This is a genomic window from Klebsiella sp. BIGb0407 (assembly GCF_024807845.1).
In the GTDB taxonomy this organism is placed as follows: Bacteria; Pseudomonadota; Gammaproteobacteria; order Enterobacterales; family Enterobacteriaceae; genus JGM124.
Genome location: NZ_JANUEQ010000003.1, coordinates 47,035 through 62,278, shown reverse-complemented (window position 1 = coordinate 62,278; position 15,244 = coordinate 47,035). Strand labels below are relative to the sequence as shown.

The 15,244-nt window shown below is 41.5% G+C and carries 17 protein-coding genes and 2 tRNA genes; 9 read left to right on the top strand and 10 right to left on the bottom strand.

The genetic code is table 11. From position 1 onward, the window contains the following. Positions 1-228: 228 nt before the first annotated feature. The 4 genes from efeU to phoH all read left to right on the top strand — a co-directional run bounded on the left by efeU (position 229) and on the right by phoH (position 4,833). Complete coding sequence (gene efeU, locus M2387_RS10395; protein ID WP_259049101.1) at positions 229-1,074, top strand: iron uptake transporter permease EfeU; 846 nt, start codon at positions 229-231, stop codon at positions 1,072-1,074. A 62-nt stretch (positions 1,075-1,136) separates the two neighbouring features. Continuing rightward, entirely contained in the window at positions 1,137-2,261 is a 1,125-nt protein-coding gene (efeO, locus tag M2387_RS10390) for an iron uptake system protein EfeO (protein ID WP_259049100.1), read from the top strand. Between the two features lie 4 nt (positions 2,262-2,265). Then, on the top strand, positions 2,266-3,552 hold the full coding sequence (gene efeB, locus M2387_RS10385) for an iron uptake transporter deferrochelatase/peroxidase subunit (protein WP_259049099.1): 1,287 nt from the start codon (positions 2,266-2,268) through the stop codon (positions 3,550-3,552). A gap of 492 nt (positions 3,553-4,044) precedes the next feature. Beyond that, the gene (gene phoH / locus M2387_RS10380) at positions 4,045-4,833 is read left to right on the top strand and encodes a phosphate starvation-inducible protein PhoH (RefSeq protein ID WP_259049831.1); all 789 of its coding nucleotides are present in this window, start codon (positions 4,045-4,047) and stop codon (positions 4,831-4,833) included. 122 nt (positions 4,834-4,955) lie between these two features. Here phoH and M2387_RS10375 read toward each other — a convergent pair. Both M2387_RS10375 and M2387_RS10370 read right to left on the bottom strand, forming a co-directional pair. Beyond that, positions 4,956-5,043: transfer RNA gene (locus M2387_RS10375), tRNA-Ser, on the bottom strand. 290 nt (positions 5,044-5,333) lie between these two features. Beyond that, positions 5,334-5,421, bottom strand: a tRNA-Ser gene (locus M2387_RS10370). A gap of 269 nt (positions 5,422-5,690) precedes the next feature. Between M2387_RS10370 and ghrA the strand changes: the two genes are divergently transcribed. From ghrA to M2387_RS10345, 5 genes are all read left to right on the top strand, one after another. Continuing rightward, positions 5,691-6,632, top strand: a complete 942-nt coding sequence (ghrA, locus tag M2387_RS10365) for a glyoxylate/hydroxypyruvate reductase GhrA (protein ID WP_259049098.1) — start codon at positions 5,691-5,693, stop codon at positions 6,630-6,632. Positions 6,633-6,836: 204 nt separating this feature from the next. After that, positions 6,837-7,574, top strand: a complete 738-nt coding sequence (locus M2387_RS10360; protein WP_259049097.1) for a phosphatase — start codon at positions 6,837-6,839, stop codon at positions 7,572-7,574. 25 nt (positions 7,575-7,599) lie between these two features. Next, on the top strand, positions 7,600-8,157 hold the full coding sequence (locus M2387_RS10355; RefSeq protein ID WP_259049096.1) for a TorD/DmsD family molecular chaperone: 558 nt from the start codon (positions 7,600-7,602) through the stop codon (positions 8,155-8,157). Between the two features lie 99 nt (positions 8,158-8,256). Further along, the gene (locus M2387_RS10350) at positions 8,257-8,733 is read left to right on the top strand and encodes a DUF1097 domain-containing protein (protein ID WP_259049095.1); all 477 of its coding nucleotides are present in this window, start codon (positions 8,257-8,259) and stop codon (positions 8,731-8,733) included. A gap of 796 nt (positions 8,734-9,529) precedes the next feature. Beyond that, entirely contained in the window at positions 9,530-10,276 is a 747-nt protein-coding gene (locus M2387_RS10345) for a winged helix-turn-helix domain-containing protein (protein ID WP_259049094.1), read from the top strand. Positions 10,277-10,370: 94 nt separating this feature from the next. Here the strand turns inward: M2387_RS10345 and M2387_RS10340 are convergent, their stop codons facing one another. Genes M2387_RS10340 through M2387_RS10305 form a run of 8 tightly spaced genes read right to left on the bottom strand, consistent with a single transcriptional unit; the run spans position 10,371 to position 15,143 of the window. After that, a complete protein-coding gene (locus M2387_RS10340; protein ID WP_259049093.1) occupies positions 10,371-10,868 on the bottom strand; it encodes a lytic transglycosylase domain-containing protein in 498 nt (165 codons plus the stop codon). Positions 10,869-10,906: 38 nt separating this feature from the next. Next, positions 10,907-11,275 carry a hypothetical protein gene (locus M2387_RS10335; protein WP_259049092.1) on the bottom strand — a complete coding sequence of 123 codons (369 nt, stop codon included), beginning with the start codon at positions 11,273-11,275 and terminating at the stop codon, positions 10,907-10,909. A 28-nt stretch (positions 11,276-11,303) separates the two neighbouring features. Beyond that, a complete protein-coding gene (locus M2387_RS10330; protein WP_259049091.1) occupies positions 11,304-11,951 on the bottom strand; it encodes a type III secretion protein in 648 nt (215 codons plus the stop codon). Continuing rightward, positions 11,929-12,486: a type III secretion system protein gene (locus M2387_RS10325; protein WP_259049090.1), complete on the bottom strand. Its 558-nt coding sequence runs from the start codon at positions 12,484-12,486 to the stop codon at positions 11,929-11,931. The genes M2387_RS10330 and M2387_RS10325 overlap by 23 nt, the downstream gene beginning before the upstream one ends. After that, the gene (gene sctJ / locus M2387_RS10320) at positions 12,483-13,277 is read right to left on the bottom strand and encodes a type III secretion system inner membrane ring lipoprotein SctJ (protein ID WP_259049829.1); all 795 of its coding nucleotides are present in this window, start codon (positions 13,275-13,277) and stop codon (positions 12,483-12,485) included. The genes M2387_RS10325 and sctJ overlap by 4 nt, the downstream gene beginning before the upstream one ends. Next, complete coding sequence (gene sctI / locus M2387_RS10315; protein ID WP_259049089.1) at positions 13,277-13,600, bottom strand: type III secretion system inner rod subunit SctI; 324 nt, start codon at positions 13,598-13,600, stop codon at positions 13,277-13,279. Before sctI ends, sctJ begins: the two co-directional genes overlap by 1 nt. A 52-nt stretch (positions 13,601-13,652) precedes the next feature. Continuing rightward, complete coding sequence (sctF, locus tag M2387_RS10310) at positions 13,653-13,910, bottom strand: type III secretion system needle filament subunit SctF (protein ID WP_259049088.1); 258 nt, start codon at positions 13,908-13,910, stop codon at positions 13,653-13,655. Positions 13,911-13,913: 3 nt separating this feature from the next. Next, the gene (locus tag M2387_RS10305) at positions 13,914-15,143 is read right to left on the bottom strand and encodes a PrgH/EprH family type III secretion apparatus protein (RefSeq protein WP_259049087.1); all 1,230 of its coding nucleotides are present in this window, start codon (positions 15,141-15,143) and stop codon (positions 13,914-13,916) included. Between the last annotated feature and the right edge of the window lie 101 nt (positions 15,144-15,244).

The window sequence follows — 15,244 nt, the reverse complement described above, 5'->3', positions numbered from 1 at the left end:
TATCAGGCAGGTGTTACCGGGCAATATCTATTAAGTTGCAACTTTGTGCAACCTTGTTAAATCACACAACAGATAAAATAAATTACACCTATTCGACCAAGGTCGCTGTTTTGATAAATATCTCATTCAGGGGCTTGTTTTATTTTTGATGGTAATGATAATCAATATCGTTATATGCTTACTGTTCTTTACTCAAGTTGACAGGTATTCACACCAAAGAGGTCAGGAATGTTTGTTCCGTTTCTAATCATGCTACGTGAAGGACTGGAGGCGGCACTGATTGTCAGCCTGATAGCCAGTTATCTTAAGCGTACTCAGCGCGGTCATTTGTTTGTTGCTATGTGGATTGGCGTGGTGACTGCTGCCGTCCTTTGTCTGATTCTGGGACTGGTGATTAATGAGACAACCGGTGAATTCCCACAAAAAGAACAAGAGCTATTTGAAGGTTTAATTGCTGTAGTGGCTGTTTTTATCCTCACCTGGATGGTGTTCTGGATGCGTAAGGTTTCCCGTAATGTTAAAGGGCAACTGGAACGGGCCGTGGACAGTGCCCTCGGCAGGAAAAATAATCACAGCTGGGCGCTGATTCTGATGGTGTTTTTTGCTGTTGCACGCGAAGGACTGGAGTCGGTATTTTTCTTACTGGCAGCGTTCCAGCAAGATGTCGGTATGCTGCCTCCAATAGGGGCAATGCTGGGTCTTGCGACTGCCATTGGTCTTGGATTCCTTATCTATTACGGCGGGGTTCGCCTCAATCTGGCCGCTTTTTTCAAATGGACGAGCCTGTTTATTCTGGTCGTCGCAGCCGGGCTGAGCGCCAGTGCGATTCGAGCTTTTCACGAAGCCGGACTCTGGAATCATTTCCAGGAACGCGCTTTCGATATGAGTGAGACGCTATCGACACATTCATTATTCGGAACCCTGCTTGAAGGTCTTTTTGGTTATCAGGAAGCGCCTACCGTCAGCGAGGTTTCCGTCTACTTTATCTATTTGATCCCGGCCCTGCTGCTGTTCTTTAGTCCGTGGAGTAATAAGGCTTCGACAAAAAACACACAGAAAAACGCAGTGCGTTAATTACCGTCGCGCAGAGAAATCCGCCGCGAACACATCCATTGATTGCGATACAGGAATGAGCCATGAGTCAGTCTTTTCATTTTAGCGCCCGGCGTCTTGCCTTGGCTGTTGCTATTTGCTCCTCATTTGCTGCCCAGGCTGCGGATGTTCCGCAAGTAAAAGTAGTGGTCACTGACAAACAGTGTGAGCCAATGAACCTGACGGTTGATGCCGGAAAAACACAATTTATTATCCAGAATAAGAGCCAGAAAGCTCTTGAGTGGGAAATCCTGAAAGGAGTGATGGTAGTCGAGGAGCGTGAAAATATTGCTCCGGGCTTCACTCAAAAAATGACGGTTAACCTGCAACCTGGTGATTACGATATTACTTGTGGTTTACTGAGCAATCCGAAAGGTAAACTGGTGGTAAAAGGCACCGCAGCCCAGACCGGAGAAGGGTCTAATTTGCTGGCTCTTGCTGGCCCTATTGCTGACTATAAAGCCTATGTCCTGGGCGAAACGGCGGCCCTGGTAAAAGAGACTCAGGCATTTACTGCGGCAGTAAACGCCGGGGATTTAGCCCAGGCAAAAGCGCTTTATGCGCCGACGCGTCAGCATTACGAGCGAATTGAACCTATTGCTGAACTGTTCTCTGATCTTGATGGCAGTATCGATGCGCGTGAAGATGACTTTGAACAAAAAGCCAGTGATCCGCAATTTACCGGTTTCCATCGGCTAGAAAAAGGTCTGTTTGGTGATAATTCTACCGCCGGTCTGGAAAAATTTGCTGACCAGCTGAACACCGACGTACTCGATTTACAGACCCGTATCTCTGAGCTGGCATTCCCTCCGGCGAAAGTTGTTGGCGGAGCCGCGGCGCTGATAGAGGAAGTTGCCGCCAGTAAAATCAGCGGTGAAGAAGAACGTTATAGCCGTACCGATCTTTGGGATTTCCAGGCGAATATCGATGGCGCACAGAAAATTGTTAATCTGCTGCGTCCTCAACTCACCAAGGAAGCCCCAGAGTTGTTAGCCAAAGTGGATGCCAACTTCACTAAAGTGGATAGCATTCTCGCCAAATATCGCACCAAAGATGGGTTTGAGAGTTATGACAAATTAACCGACAGCGATCGTAATGCTCTGAAAGGGCCGATTACTGTACTGGCGGAAGAACTCTCCAAACTCCGTGGTGTCATGGGACTGGATTAAGTGAATGACAGAGCAGGTTAAGCCGGATAATCATCAACCAGCACGGCGGAAATTGCTGAAAACATTAGGCGCACTGGGAGGTGCGCTGGCTGTCGGAGGTGGCTGCCCTATGGCAGCTGCCGCTGCGCCAGCAGCGACAACGGATACTGACAGGCCAGACAATGCGCGTCTTGAAACTGAGCCGTTCTACGGCCTGCACCAGGCGGGTATTCTGACCCCACAACAAGCCTCCATGATGCTGGTGGCTTTTGATGTGCTGGCCAGTGATAAGAAAGGACTGGAGCGGTTATTTCGTCTGTTAACGGCACGTTTTGCCTTCCTGACTCAGGGAGGGCCGGCGCCTGATACACCCAATCCAAGATTACCGCCGCTGGACTCAGGGATCCTTGGGGCGATGATTTATCCGGATGACCTGACAATGACGCTGTCTGTCGGTAGTTCGCTGTTTGATGACCGTTATCAGCTGGCATCGTTTGCCCCTGCTCAATTACAGAAAATGACGCGCTTCCCCAATGATTCTCTGGATGCCAGTTTATGTCATGGGGACATTCTGATACAGATTTGTGCCAATACGGCTGATACGGTTATTCATGCCTTACGAGATATCATTAAACATACCCCTGATTTACTGAGTGTGCGCTGGCGACGCGAAGGGTTTATCTCTCAGCATGCTGCTCGCAGTAAGGGTAAAGAAACCCCGATTAATTTGCTGGGCTTTAAAGACGGCACAGCGAACCCTGACAGCCAGAATAGCGAGCTAATGGATGAAGTCGTCTGGGTGACTGCCGGGCAGCATGAACCTTCATGGGCAGTCGGTGGAAGTTATCAGGCGGTGCGTATTATACAGTTCCGGGTGGAATTCTGGGATAGAACGCCATTGCAGGAACAAGAAACAATCTTTGGCCGTGATAAGTACAGCGGCGCGCCGTTAGGGATGAAGCTGGAGCATGATACTCCTGACTATAGCGCCGATCCTGATGGAGACGTTATTGCCCTGGATTCGCATATCCGTCTGGCAAATCCTCGCACACCGGAAACACAATCAAGTTTAATGATGCGCCGAGGTTACAGCTATTCATTAGGGGCAACAAAATCAGGTCAGCTGGATATGGGGCTGTTGTTTGTCTGTTACCAGCATGCACTTAACAGTGGTTTTATTGCTGTCCAGAAACGACTTGATGGCGAGGCGCTGGAAGAGTATATCAAACCCATAGGTGGAGGTTATTTCTTTGCTTTACCGGGAGTTATTGATAACCAGCATTACCTTGGACAGGGATTAATGGAAGCCTGATTTGAGGATGTATAAAAAGAAGTAAGAAAATTTTCGCTGACGACACAAGCTGTTATCTCGCTGTCACATTACTATGGGATAAAACATAAATAGCAACATAATTTGTTAATCTAACGTAAGATTTATGTTGCGATTTATGTGGTTATTGCTGTAAATAATGTAGATAGCGGTGGTTATCAGTAGTGACAACTCATCACTAGGGAGTAGTGTATGGCAGCGTCTTATACGGCACGGTTAAAAAAATACTCCACTCGCACAGACAAGTGCGGACACTACTCTTCTGGTTTCGTTATCTTCACCCTCACTTACCCTCTTACAGCATGCAACAGGCGTCATGTTGGTGCGTTAAGCCGCGTTTCACAGGCGGCCTATGATGCATCCTCCAGTAAGGCAATTCATGGCTTACAAGGAAGCCAAACCTCATCCGTTAGTGACCACTATCGCGCCTGTTCTGACGGCGCGGGAAATGAAACCAACAGTAAGGTGCCATCCATGGGAAGACAGAAAGCTGTTACCAAAGTCCGTCGTGAAGCGAAACGTGTGCTGAGACGAGACTCGCGTAGCCATCGGCAGCGTGAAGAGGAGTCAGTCACGGCGCTAGTACAGATGGGCGGGGTAGAATCTATCGGTATGGCGAGAGATACCCGTGATCATTCGCCTATCGAAGCACGCAACGAAGCTCAGGCGCACTATCTTCGTGCTATTGAAAGTAAACAGCTGATATTTGCCACTGGTGAAGCAGGCTGCGGTAAAACATTTATTAGTGCCGCCAAAGCTGCAGAAGCATTAATCCTCAAAGACGTTGAAAGAATCATTGTGACTCGGCCGGTACTCCAGGCTGATGAGGATCTCGGTTTCTTGCCCGGTGATATTTCTGAGAAGTTCGCCCCTTATTTCCGTCCGGTCTATGACATTCTGGTGCGGCGTTTAGGGAGTTCTTTTATGCAATATTGTTTGCGTCCGGAAATCGGTAAAGTTGAGATAGCGCCTTTTGCCTATATGCGTGGACGAACATTTGAAAATGCTGTGGTGATTCTGGACGAAGCGCAGAATGTCACGGCCGCACAAATGAAAATGTTTCTGACGCGTCTGGGAGAAAATGTCACTGTTATTGTTAACGGCGATATTACTCAGTGTGACTTACCGAGAGGTGTCACTTCCGGCCTGAGTGATGCCATGGCTCGTTTTGAAGAAGATGAAATGGTCGGAGTGATACGTTTTACCAAACAAGATTGTGTGCGCTCGGCTCTGTGCCAGCGTGCATTAAATGCTTACGATTAGTTTCCCGCAATTGAATAAAATAAAGCCCGGGCTGGTTTCAGACCCGGGCTTATTATTGTGTCCGCTATATTCGGCGTATAAAAAAAGAGCCTGAACAACCGTTCAGGCTCTCTTCTTTAATGTGGCGGTGAGAGAGGGGTTCGAACCCTCGATACGTTGCCGTATACACACTTTCCAGGCGTGCTCCTTCAGCCACTCGGACACCTCACCGTATTTTAGTCAGCCCAGCGGGCTAACGGGGCGGTACTATAGGGAGTCAGCTCGTTGCGGTCAAGTGTATTTTATTGTATCCCGCCTGTTCGATTAACGGATAACCAATTAGGGGGCGGTGTTAATGTTACACGGATGGGTAATGCTAAATGCATTGTTCTGAGTGAGCCTTGCAGTGGTTCTGTTGAGCACCAAAAAGATAACTAAAAGAGGGCTGAGGCAATTGCGGATGCAGTGATTTTCAGACAAAAAAAAGCCTGAACATGCTGTTCAGGCTCTCTTCTTAAATATGGCGGTGAGAGAGGGGTTCGAACCCTCGATACGTTGCCGTATACACACTTTCCAGGCGTGCTCCTTCAGCCACTCGGACACCTCACCGTATTACTGGCTCCACATCAGTGGAACCGGCGCTAATTTAGGTGAAAAGGGCCTGTCACGTCAATGTTAATTTTGTATTTAACAGTCTGTTTAATCAAACTTCAGCCACTTTGGTTCTTTAATCAGCATGGGTTGTTGATTTTATAACATTATCAGTATGTCATTTACCGCCATATCCAATATATTGATTATATTCTCAATGACCTTATCGTACCAGGCATGACCAGGTTACTTGAATGATTTGTATCCGCAAACCGACAGGAGCCCCCATGGATATCATTTTTTATCACCCGGCATTAACTGTAGATAATTGGCTGCAGGAGCTTAAACAGGCTATTCCACAGGCGCGTATTCGTCAGTGGACTAAAGGTGATGATGCCCCAGCTGATTATGCTTTAGTCTGGAATCCCCCCGTCGACGTTCTGAGACAGCGAAAGAATCTTAAAGCGGTATTTGTGCTGGGAGCGGGTGTGGATGCCATATTGAGCAAGTTTCAACAGTATCCTGATATGCTGGCACCTGGTGTGCCTTTGTATCGCCTCGAAGATACGGGTATGGCGCAGCAAATGCGGGAATATGCGGTGAGTCAGGTATTACACTGGTTCCGTCGCTTTGATGACTATCAGTTACAGAAAATGGCCGGTAAATGGCAGCCGCTGGATGAGTATCGGCATGAAGACTTTACCATAGGCCTGTTAGGCGCAGGCGTTCTGGGTGGTAAGGTTGCAGAGAGTCTCATCCCATGGGGATTTCCGGTTCGCTGCTGGAGCCGCAGTAAGAAAGAATATCCAGGCGTCAGCAGTTATGCCGGTGATGACCAGCTGTCTGCTTTCCTCAGCGGTACGAGAGTACTGATAAACCTGTTACCTAATACACCGCAAACTACAGGTATCATTAATCAGAAGCTGTTAAATCAGCTGACAGAGGGCGCTTACGTTTTAAATCTGGCGCGAGGAGCACACCTGATGGAGGCTGATTTACTTGCAGCACTCGCTAGCGGCAGGTTGAAAGGGGCGATGCTGGATGTATTTGCCAAAGAGCCGTTGCCAGTGGATAGCCCGCTATGGCAGCACCCGCGGGTTGCAATAACGCCACATATCGCGGCAATGAGCCGCCCTGATGAAGCCGCCGCTTTTATTGCCCGAACGGTAGCACTTATTGAACAGGGAACACCTGCAACAGGTGAAGTATCTGTCGCTCGCGGTTATTAACATTCTGTCGACTCTTTTCAGTCACCTATCTTTAAAAGAGTCCTCTTTTGTCGATTTTGAGGCTAAAGATTAAGCATTAACGAAAATAGCCTGACGGTTATTCAGTCAGGCTACTAATGTACTGGGACTCGACCCCCAACAGGCTGCAGACTAATATTTGTCATGAATAACTGCTATTCTACCTAAAAAGAGAAGGAGAATTGTATGTATCCTGTTGACCTGCATATGCACACTGTTGCCAGCACCCACGCTTATAGTACGTTACACGATTATGTTGTTGTCGCTGCAAGCAAAGGTATCAAATTATTCGCTATCACTGACCATGGCCCGGATATGGCTGATGCCCCTCATTACTGGCATTTTGTTAATATGCGCATCTGGCCACGTGTTATTAATGGCGTCGGTATTTTACGCGGTATCGAGGCTAATATAAAAAATACCGCCGGTGAAATTGATTGTACAGGGCCTATGCTGGAAGCGCTGGACTTAATACTGGCTGGTTTCCATGAACCTGTCTTTCCTCCGAAAGATAAAGCATCACATACTGAAGCGATGATAGCCGCTATGGCGAATGGCGATGTCCATATTATCAGCCACCCGGGTAATCCTAAGTACGAAATTGATATCCCGGCTGTCGCCGCAGCTGCTGCCAGATATAACGTTGCCCTGGAGTTAAATAACTCATCCTTCACCCATTCACGCAAAGGTAGTGGGCCAAACTGCCGTTTGATCGCTGAAGCTGTTCGTGATGCGGGTGGCTGGTTAGCGCTAGGTTCTGACTCACATACTGCTTTCACTCTGGGTGATTTCGACGAATGCCTGAAAATTCTACGTGAAATTGACTTCCCTGAAGATCGTATTCTGAATGTCTCCCCGCAGCGCATGCTTAGTTTCCTTGAAGCCCGCGGTATGAACCCTGTGGTAGAATTTGCGTCACTTTGAAAATATGTCTAATGGATAGCCAGTTATGAATGAGTTTTCAGTTATTTGTCGTATTTTAGGATCGCTATTTTATCGCCAGCCACAAGACCCACTGCTCGGTCCTTTAATGACTCTGATTAAAGAAGGGAAGCTGGCAGCCAGCTGGCCACTGGAGCAGGATGAATTGCTTACTCGCCTGCAGCAGAGTCTGGAACCCGCTATCATTCAGCAGGACTATCAAGCCTTGTTTACAGGTAATGAATGTCGTGTTTCCCCCTATCGTTCATCATGGCAAGCAGAGAGTAACGAGCAGGAGATACGCCAGTTTCTGGGGCAACGCGGTATGCCGCTGGGTGAAACCCCAGCTGATAATTTTGGTTTATTACTGCTCGCCGCTTCCTGGCTTGAGGATCAGTCACAGGAAGATGAATATCAAGCGCAGGTTACGTTATTTGATAGCTATATTTTACCCTGGGCCGGGACTTTTCTGGGCAAAGTAGAGGCTTGCGCAACAAGTGCTTTTTATCGAACTCTGGCAGTGCTGACACGTGAAGCGCTCCAGGCTATGCGAGATGAATTACAGGAGTCAGAGAACGATAATTAGTGATGCGCATCACAAAAATGATGCAATTATAAAGGATTATTGCATAAAATATGTGATTTGATATGCTGAGAGAAGTGACGACTGCTATTATTCTTATCTATGAATACAAAAACACTTCTTTATCTCGCATTAACGACAGGTATCCTGTCTGGCCTTTGGGGCTGGACTGCGGATAGTCTCGGGCTAATCAGTTGGATGGGCTTTCTGGGATGTACAGCGTATTTTGCCTGCCCGCAGGGTGGGTTTAAAGGCTTGTTCATCTCATTATTTACGCTCTGCAGTGGTGTAGTGTGGGCGCTTATAATCATTCATGGTAGCACTCTGGTTCAACACCTTGATATTATCAACTATGTCATTACGGCTGTTGTTGCATTTATGATGTGTCTTCAGGCCCGGCATGTGTTGCTTTCGTTTGTACCTGGTACGTTTATTGGTGCTTGCGCGACTTTTGCCCAGCAGGGTGACTGGCCTGTTGTTATTGCTTCCTTGTTACCTGGATTACTATTTGGATTTGCGATGAAAAATAGTGGTCTGTGGCTTGCAATGCGTGGCGTGAAAAATAAAGATAGAGAATAATCATAAATATTATTTAGTCTCTGTTTAAAGAAAAATTTCAAATAGGTAATATCTGTATAATAAACGTAGCTGTTATACAGATATTATTTTTATTCAATTTAATATCATAAATAAAAAGTTTGATTCGTAAGAAAATAGTTAAAAATCATTTTTTATTTTTTACATAAAAGATTGGTAGTATTACTAACGCCTTAAACTTACAGTATGAAATAAATAGGTGGGTTATCTATTATGCAAATTCTTGAACAGAATCTAATGAAAATATTGTTTTATGATATATAAAAAATAAACTTCAGGTATCATAAAGATATCAATACCATATCAAATTAATAAAAATCAGCTGCAGTGCAACACAATTGAGAGTATATCCAGTGTATATCATAGCTATTGGAAAATATTTTATTGAATGACCAGGTCAAAATATGAAATCACTCTGGCAATCATATTCTTATGAACAGATAGCATATTTTCAATAACACTGTGCTGTATGGTATTGTAGTAATATGTAAAGTTTTTCAAATTACTCATTTTGCATATCAGAAATATATAAAAAAAAGTTATAAGATTCCATGCCAGAAAAAATGGAAAATGATTCTAACCATATAACTTATTGATTAATTATCCATTAATATATTAAAATATCATTAGCTACACATGATTATGCTATAATATTGAGAAGATTCAACATAAGGAATAATGTGAATCTCCAGGGAAGCACACTATCTTGCAGTGTTATGGGTAACAAAATATTGCATCAATAGTGAGTTCATTCATTAAATATCTGACGGACCTGATAATGAATACCAATGAAATGAATGATGGGAATATCTTTTTTCAGAATTTTACATTTAATCGTAAACTGCGTATTTTGCAGCATGCTGAACAAGTAACGCAGTTAAGAAAGAAAGAGGCAGATGTACTGGCGCTACTGTGTGATAACTACCCTAATCCCGTATCACAGGATGATTTTCTGATGAAGGTGTGGGGAGGAGGTTATGTTACTTCACAGAGTATTGCTCAAGTAATAAGGTCTCTTCGACGTAGTCTCGGAGATGATAAAAAGAGTACTATATCAACAATCCCAAAGTTAGGTTACAAGTTAACAATAACACCGATCTATGAAGATGTATTACCTACTAAATTTCAATATGGTGAAGTTGTAAAAATCAGTCATGAGCGTGATGATTTTTCTTACGCCGAACAACAAACACCCATTAATGGTATATCTTCTTCGAGTACTATATCTATTATTCCCTATATACCAGCCAGGAAAAAGTTTTTTTCACCAGTAAAAATTATTTTTTCAAGTGCGATAATTATATTAGCTAGTTTAGTTGGTGTTACCATAAATATAAACAGTACCACGGTTGATAATAGTGATGGTATTAATAAAATAGCTGAGAAAGAAACACCGGTATTAGTTTTACGTCCGAAAAACGTGTTTTCGACCATTGATAATCATCTGGAAAATTGTAATTATTCTGATAATGTTTTTTCAGGACTGGCCAGTAATAATATCGTCAACGATTGCTTTGTAGATTAATTTTACGAGTAAAATTATTAAGCTATAGCGCAAGTTTTTATTTTCTCTTGCGCTACAACTATGTATTTATTTATCCTGCTTCATATTAAAAATATCAGTTGCAGGAAAATTTCTCGCGGATACCAGATTGATATGGGACATTAATTTTGTCAATGGTTGTATTCTGATCAAGGAGAGCTGTGATAAGTTTAGATACATATTTATCACGATAATACGGCGTTTTAGAGTGATACCTGCCTATTCCTTCCCAGGAATAACCATTATTTTGTATCGACTGATTTAAAATCCATGATCCTGAAAATACATTAGCACAGCTATTCTCGCGAAGCTCCTTTTCAGAAATCCCTAGCGACCTTAGTGTATCAAAATGAATGCTATTGATTTGCATAATGCCTATATCCTGAGTCTTATTTTTATTTAAATTGACGACATTTTGCCGGTTGTTTGACTCTTGCCAGATAATAGCTTTAATAATTAATGGGTTTATTTTAAAACACTGCGCTGCTTCATGAATACAGTCAGCAGAACTTGAACTTGCAGCCGATGATAAAAATAAAAGTAATAGACAATGATAGTTTTGTTTAATTTTCATATTTGAAGCCCGGAATAAATCCGGGGAATAAGTTAAATTTAAAACAGGGTTGAGTCGTCATCTTCGTCATATTGACGAGATATATTATCTAGCATGAAATTAGTAAACATATTTAAAGCTAATAGCTGACAAGTTCTGCTATCAAGAAAATCAGTCGTATATTCGATATGATCAGGCTCAGAACGTAATATTGTATTTGAATATAATAATGCTGAATTTAGTTTATGCATCGTCAATGGTGATTCTGGTGAGAGTCCTTTCATTTCTGTTAATAACTGCTCTAGTGTGCCATCAGGTTTATTATCTCTAATATGTTGTAGAACTAGGTCATTAAAACTCATGTTATCTTGGGTCGGCTGGTTATTTGTATGATGTTCGAGTTGATGACGATGTATTGAAGTTGTCATATTGATTCTCTCTCCTATTAGTGCGATTTTATGGTTTTATATCATTTATTCTGACTTGATCTGATTTCTGGCTAAAACTATCTATAAATTCAGGTATAAGTTTATCAATCTCCAGGCTGAGTGGACGAATTGTATTATCTGATTTGGTGATCCATTGCTGGCAAATAGAATCTATTGGAAAACGAATGGAATCCATATCATTTTGTATTGTAATATGGTTATCATCAGTAAAAATATAATTTGAATGGTCTATTCCTTCAGGGAGTTTGACCGTTCCTGGTATAATTATTCGTAGTGGTTTTTCTTGACCAGATTGAACTTGCAAGTTATGAATAATTCTTTCAACAATAACGGTATCATTGAAAGATTCTTTAATTGAAGTCAGCAATTTGTTTCGAAAACTAGAGAGTCTGTTACATTGTCGTTTCTCATAGTCATCGAGAAATTTTACCAGCTGCGAAAAAAAAAGTTCAAAACCAACTGAAAAACCTTCTTTCTGACTATTTTCTCTCAATACTACAGTATGAGACTCATACTCAGCATACATTTCATTACAGCGTGCCAGAGTTCGTTCCAGACTTATAGCCATCCGCTGATAATGATCCCGCTCTTTACTTTTTATAACAGTATACTGTTGATAATTTGATGGTAAATTATCTGCCGGTATTATACGCATAATTAATAGCCATTCTCAGTAAGTTTATATTATCAGGTGTTTTTGCGATGTAAGATTCTGGTAAAAGAATATTATTTGAAAAACAGAGCGATAAACGCTGTCGTAAAGCAACCGGTAAATGCTGTGTTAAGCCGGTTATGAATGCCGCCCCCCATGATGAATAATCTGTAATATGACTTTGCTTGTTTACGCAAACGGAGTGTCTTAACGGTAATGAGATAAATGTTAACAGTTTTGCATCACTGATTAAGAGCATTTTATCTATAAGGAGCCGTTCACGTAAAAGATACCCACCGATCAAATCAACAATAATGGGAATCATTTGCCAGTGATTAAAAAGTAGTATCGAAACTACATCAGTGGGTTTCCACATATCAGGCAGATGTTCAAGTTGATACTGATTAATAATCCAGTGATTGAGTATTACGTCATTAAGTACATTTCTTGAGGAGTGAAGCTCGAGAAGTTTGTCTGAATGTATATACATAACAGGAGAATATAAAATGCTCATCAATTGGCTATCTGCAGCTTTCATAATGAATTAACCTGCTCAATGTTTGTTTCTGATTTAATTTTATTGTCTTGTTTCTCAATATGGTCTTTTTTGTGTAAGAATTTAACCTTTTGGTTGTAAATAAAATAGCTGGAAATAATCACTATTATAAAACCAAAGCTGGAAAGTAATATTATCCAAAAACCGGATATTGACCTGGTAACTTTTAGTGGACTTGCATATTGAATAACTGGTGCGTTAAATAAAACAACGGAAATATTTTCATAGCGAATGTCATCAATGCTATTTTTAATCAGATTTTTAATCTGTGAAATGAAAATATTGTTATCTACTTCTCCACTATAAGAAATTAATATCCCAATGTGGCTAGCGGATTTTTTTCCTGAAATATCGTTTGCATAATACGGATAGCTAATATGAACTCGGGCATTAACAACTTGGTCAATTATGCGTAGTGACTGTTCGAGCCGTTGTTCTTGCAATGACCTGATACGTGCCTGTTCAGCTCCGGGAGATGAAACCAGCGAACTATCGGGAAATGCATGAGCAATTTGAACATCAGCAGCCCAGGGAAGCTGGTACTGGTTGATGATAGAAAGTGCAGCTGTATTTTCAACAGAGTCTACAGTTACAGCATAGCCCGCTTTAAGGTTACCATTTTTATGCGCAGATATGTTGTGTTGTTGTAATACGGATAATACCTGGTTAGCTTGTTCCTGTGTTAAGTTATCTAAAATTTTTTCATCATTGCAGCCTGAAATGAGTATCACGGTTAATACTAGCCCGAAAAAATAAGAAATTTTTTGTAACATCATTGTGATTTTACCAGAGTTTCTATCGTCGCCACGCCTTTTCGAGCCAGAGTACCTACTAGCGCAGTATAGTTAGTAAATTCAGCAAGATAACCTTGTAACCTTATTAAGGTTTGTGGGTCGGAAGAGAAACCCTCTGAGTGACTTAATGAATTTATTATGTCTTTATATTGGCTATTGGTTTCACTTATTTTACTAAAAGCACTAGAGACTAAATTATTAAAATTATTATCATGTACTGAAACCGAACTATTATCGATATCAACAGGTGTATAGGATGTCAGTTTAGTGAGCGAGGATAATGCTTCAATACTTTGACTCATAATAATTCCTTATTAGAAAAGAAAAGGCACGGATTATTCCGTGCCTTAATAGTTAACGGAAGTTCTGGATAATAGCAGCGCAAATATCTTTATAAGCTTTCAATGTACTCGTTTGCGCTTGACGAAATAGAGTGTACTCATTAAGCTTGGCTTGAAATTTTGCGAGTACTGCAGGGTTTGAAGGATCGTTGTATAGATCATCTTGCGCTTTATTAAGTTCCATCATCATATCTTGGGCACCGGTTTCAAACCCGCCTGAGAGGTTAGTCATGAAACCATTAGATGGAGCAGTGCGAGTATTATCAGTCATAAATTAAAAATCCTTATTATTTAGTGGAAAATACCAATGTCTTGGGTTTAAAAATAGGTAACCTTTCGTAGAGTCTACGTATGACTTATTTTGTAGCCAATTTTCATCAAGATTAATGGAGAAAGTAACAATAATGTTTCCCCATTTTTCAGTGAAGTTATTTATAAATTCATACAATGAATTTAGTGTGTGATCGCTTAATGAATCTCGAATAACGAGCGAGTAACCTGTTGAGGTGTTTATCAGTCGGTAATGAATATTAAGTCTATCCAGACCTTGGCGGGCATCCCGAACTAATTGTTCTTTTGTTTTAACAACAAAATCTATGCTTAAAGCATAAGGGATTTTTTTGAGAACTATTTTACTTAAATCAATTTCTTCTTGAGGCGTTAAAGAACGATAAATAGCCAGCACCGGATGTAGAGGGGAATTATAATCAAATTGTAAAACGGGATACCCTATTTTGGACAGATTCTCAATGATATCTATCTTTTTTTTATTCAACAGAATAATCAATAAATTATCTTGATTATTCATTTTATGTATCGCTTCTTTAGCCCATTCCATCTCACGAGATTTGTGTGCAAGAATATAAATATTCTTATTTTCACGTCCCTTGACGACTTCTAACGGGGCAGGTGCACCGGACAGAGCTTCGCTAAGACTGATGATATGTTGGTCTGCTGATATTTTATTGAAGGCAAAAATACTCAGGCACAAAAGTATTGTACCGACCAATAAAATGACCAGAACAGTAGCCAGTCTTTTTTTATTAGCGATTTTTTGTGAATTATCATTCTCATCTGCTGTGATGAATTGTAAAGCATGATAATTCTTGATATCTTCAGACCATTCTTTATCACTTTGCTTAATGGCTAATTTGATATGTTCATGAATAAAGATATCATTTTCTCTTAAGGATGATTTATAGTTATTCCCATTTTCATCATGAATTTCAATATCAAAATAAACCCCCTCATCATCCTGATTACATGCAGACAAATGCAGTGAAATGTTCGGCGAAGCGATGTCACAAGGAATGTAAAGTGTACTCGTTGTATAATATGCAGCATGCTCGCTATCCGATACGAGCTCAGAATTCTTATCCTGCAAGCTTGATGCAGGGTTAATAATAAGGAAATAATCATGTTCAGGTAGTTGTAGCTCGCAACCAAACATGGGTCCGAACAACACCTTTAGTGAATAATTTTTATTTAATTCTTCATTTATCATAGTACAGATTGCTTCTTTTTAGTGTGTTTCATAGATATGGAGCCAAAATATTTCAGGCATAGATATAACGCGACAATAACTAATGGCACCAAAATGTATGT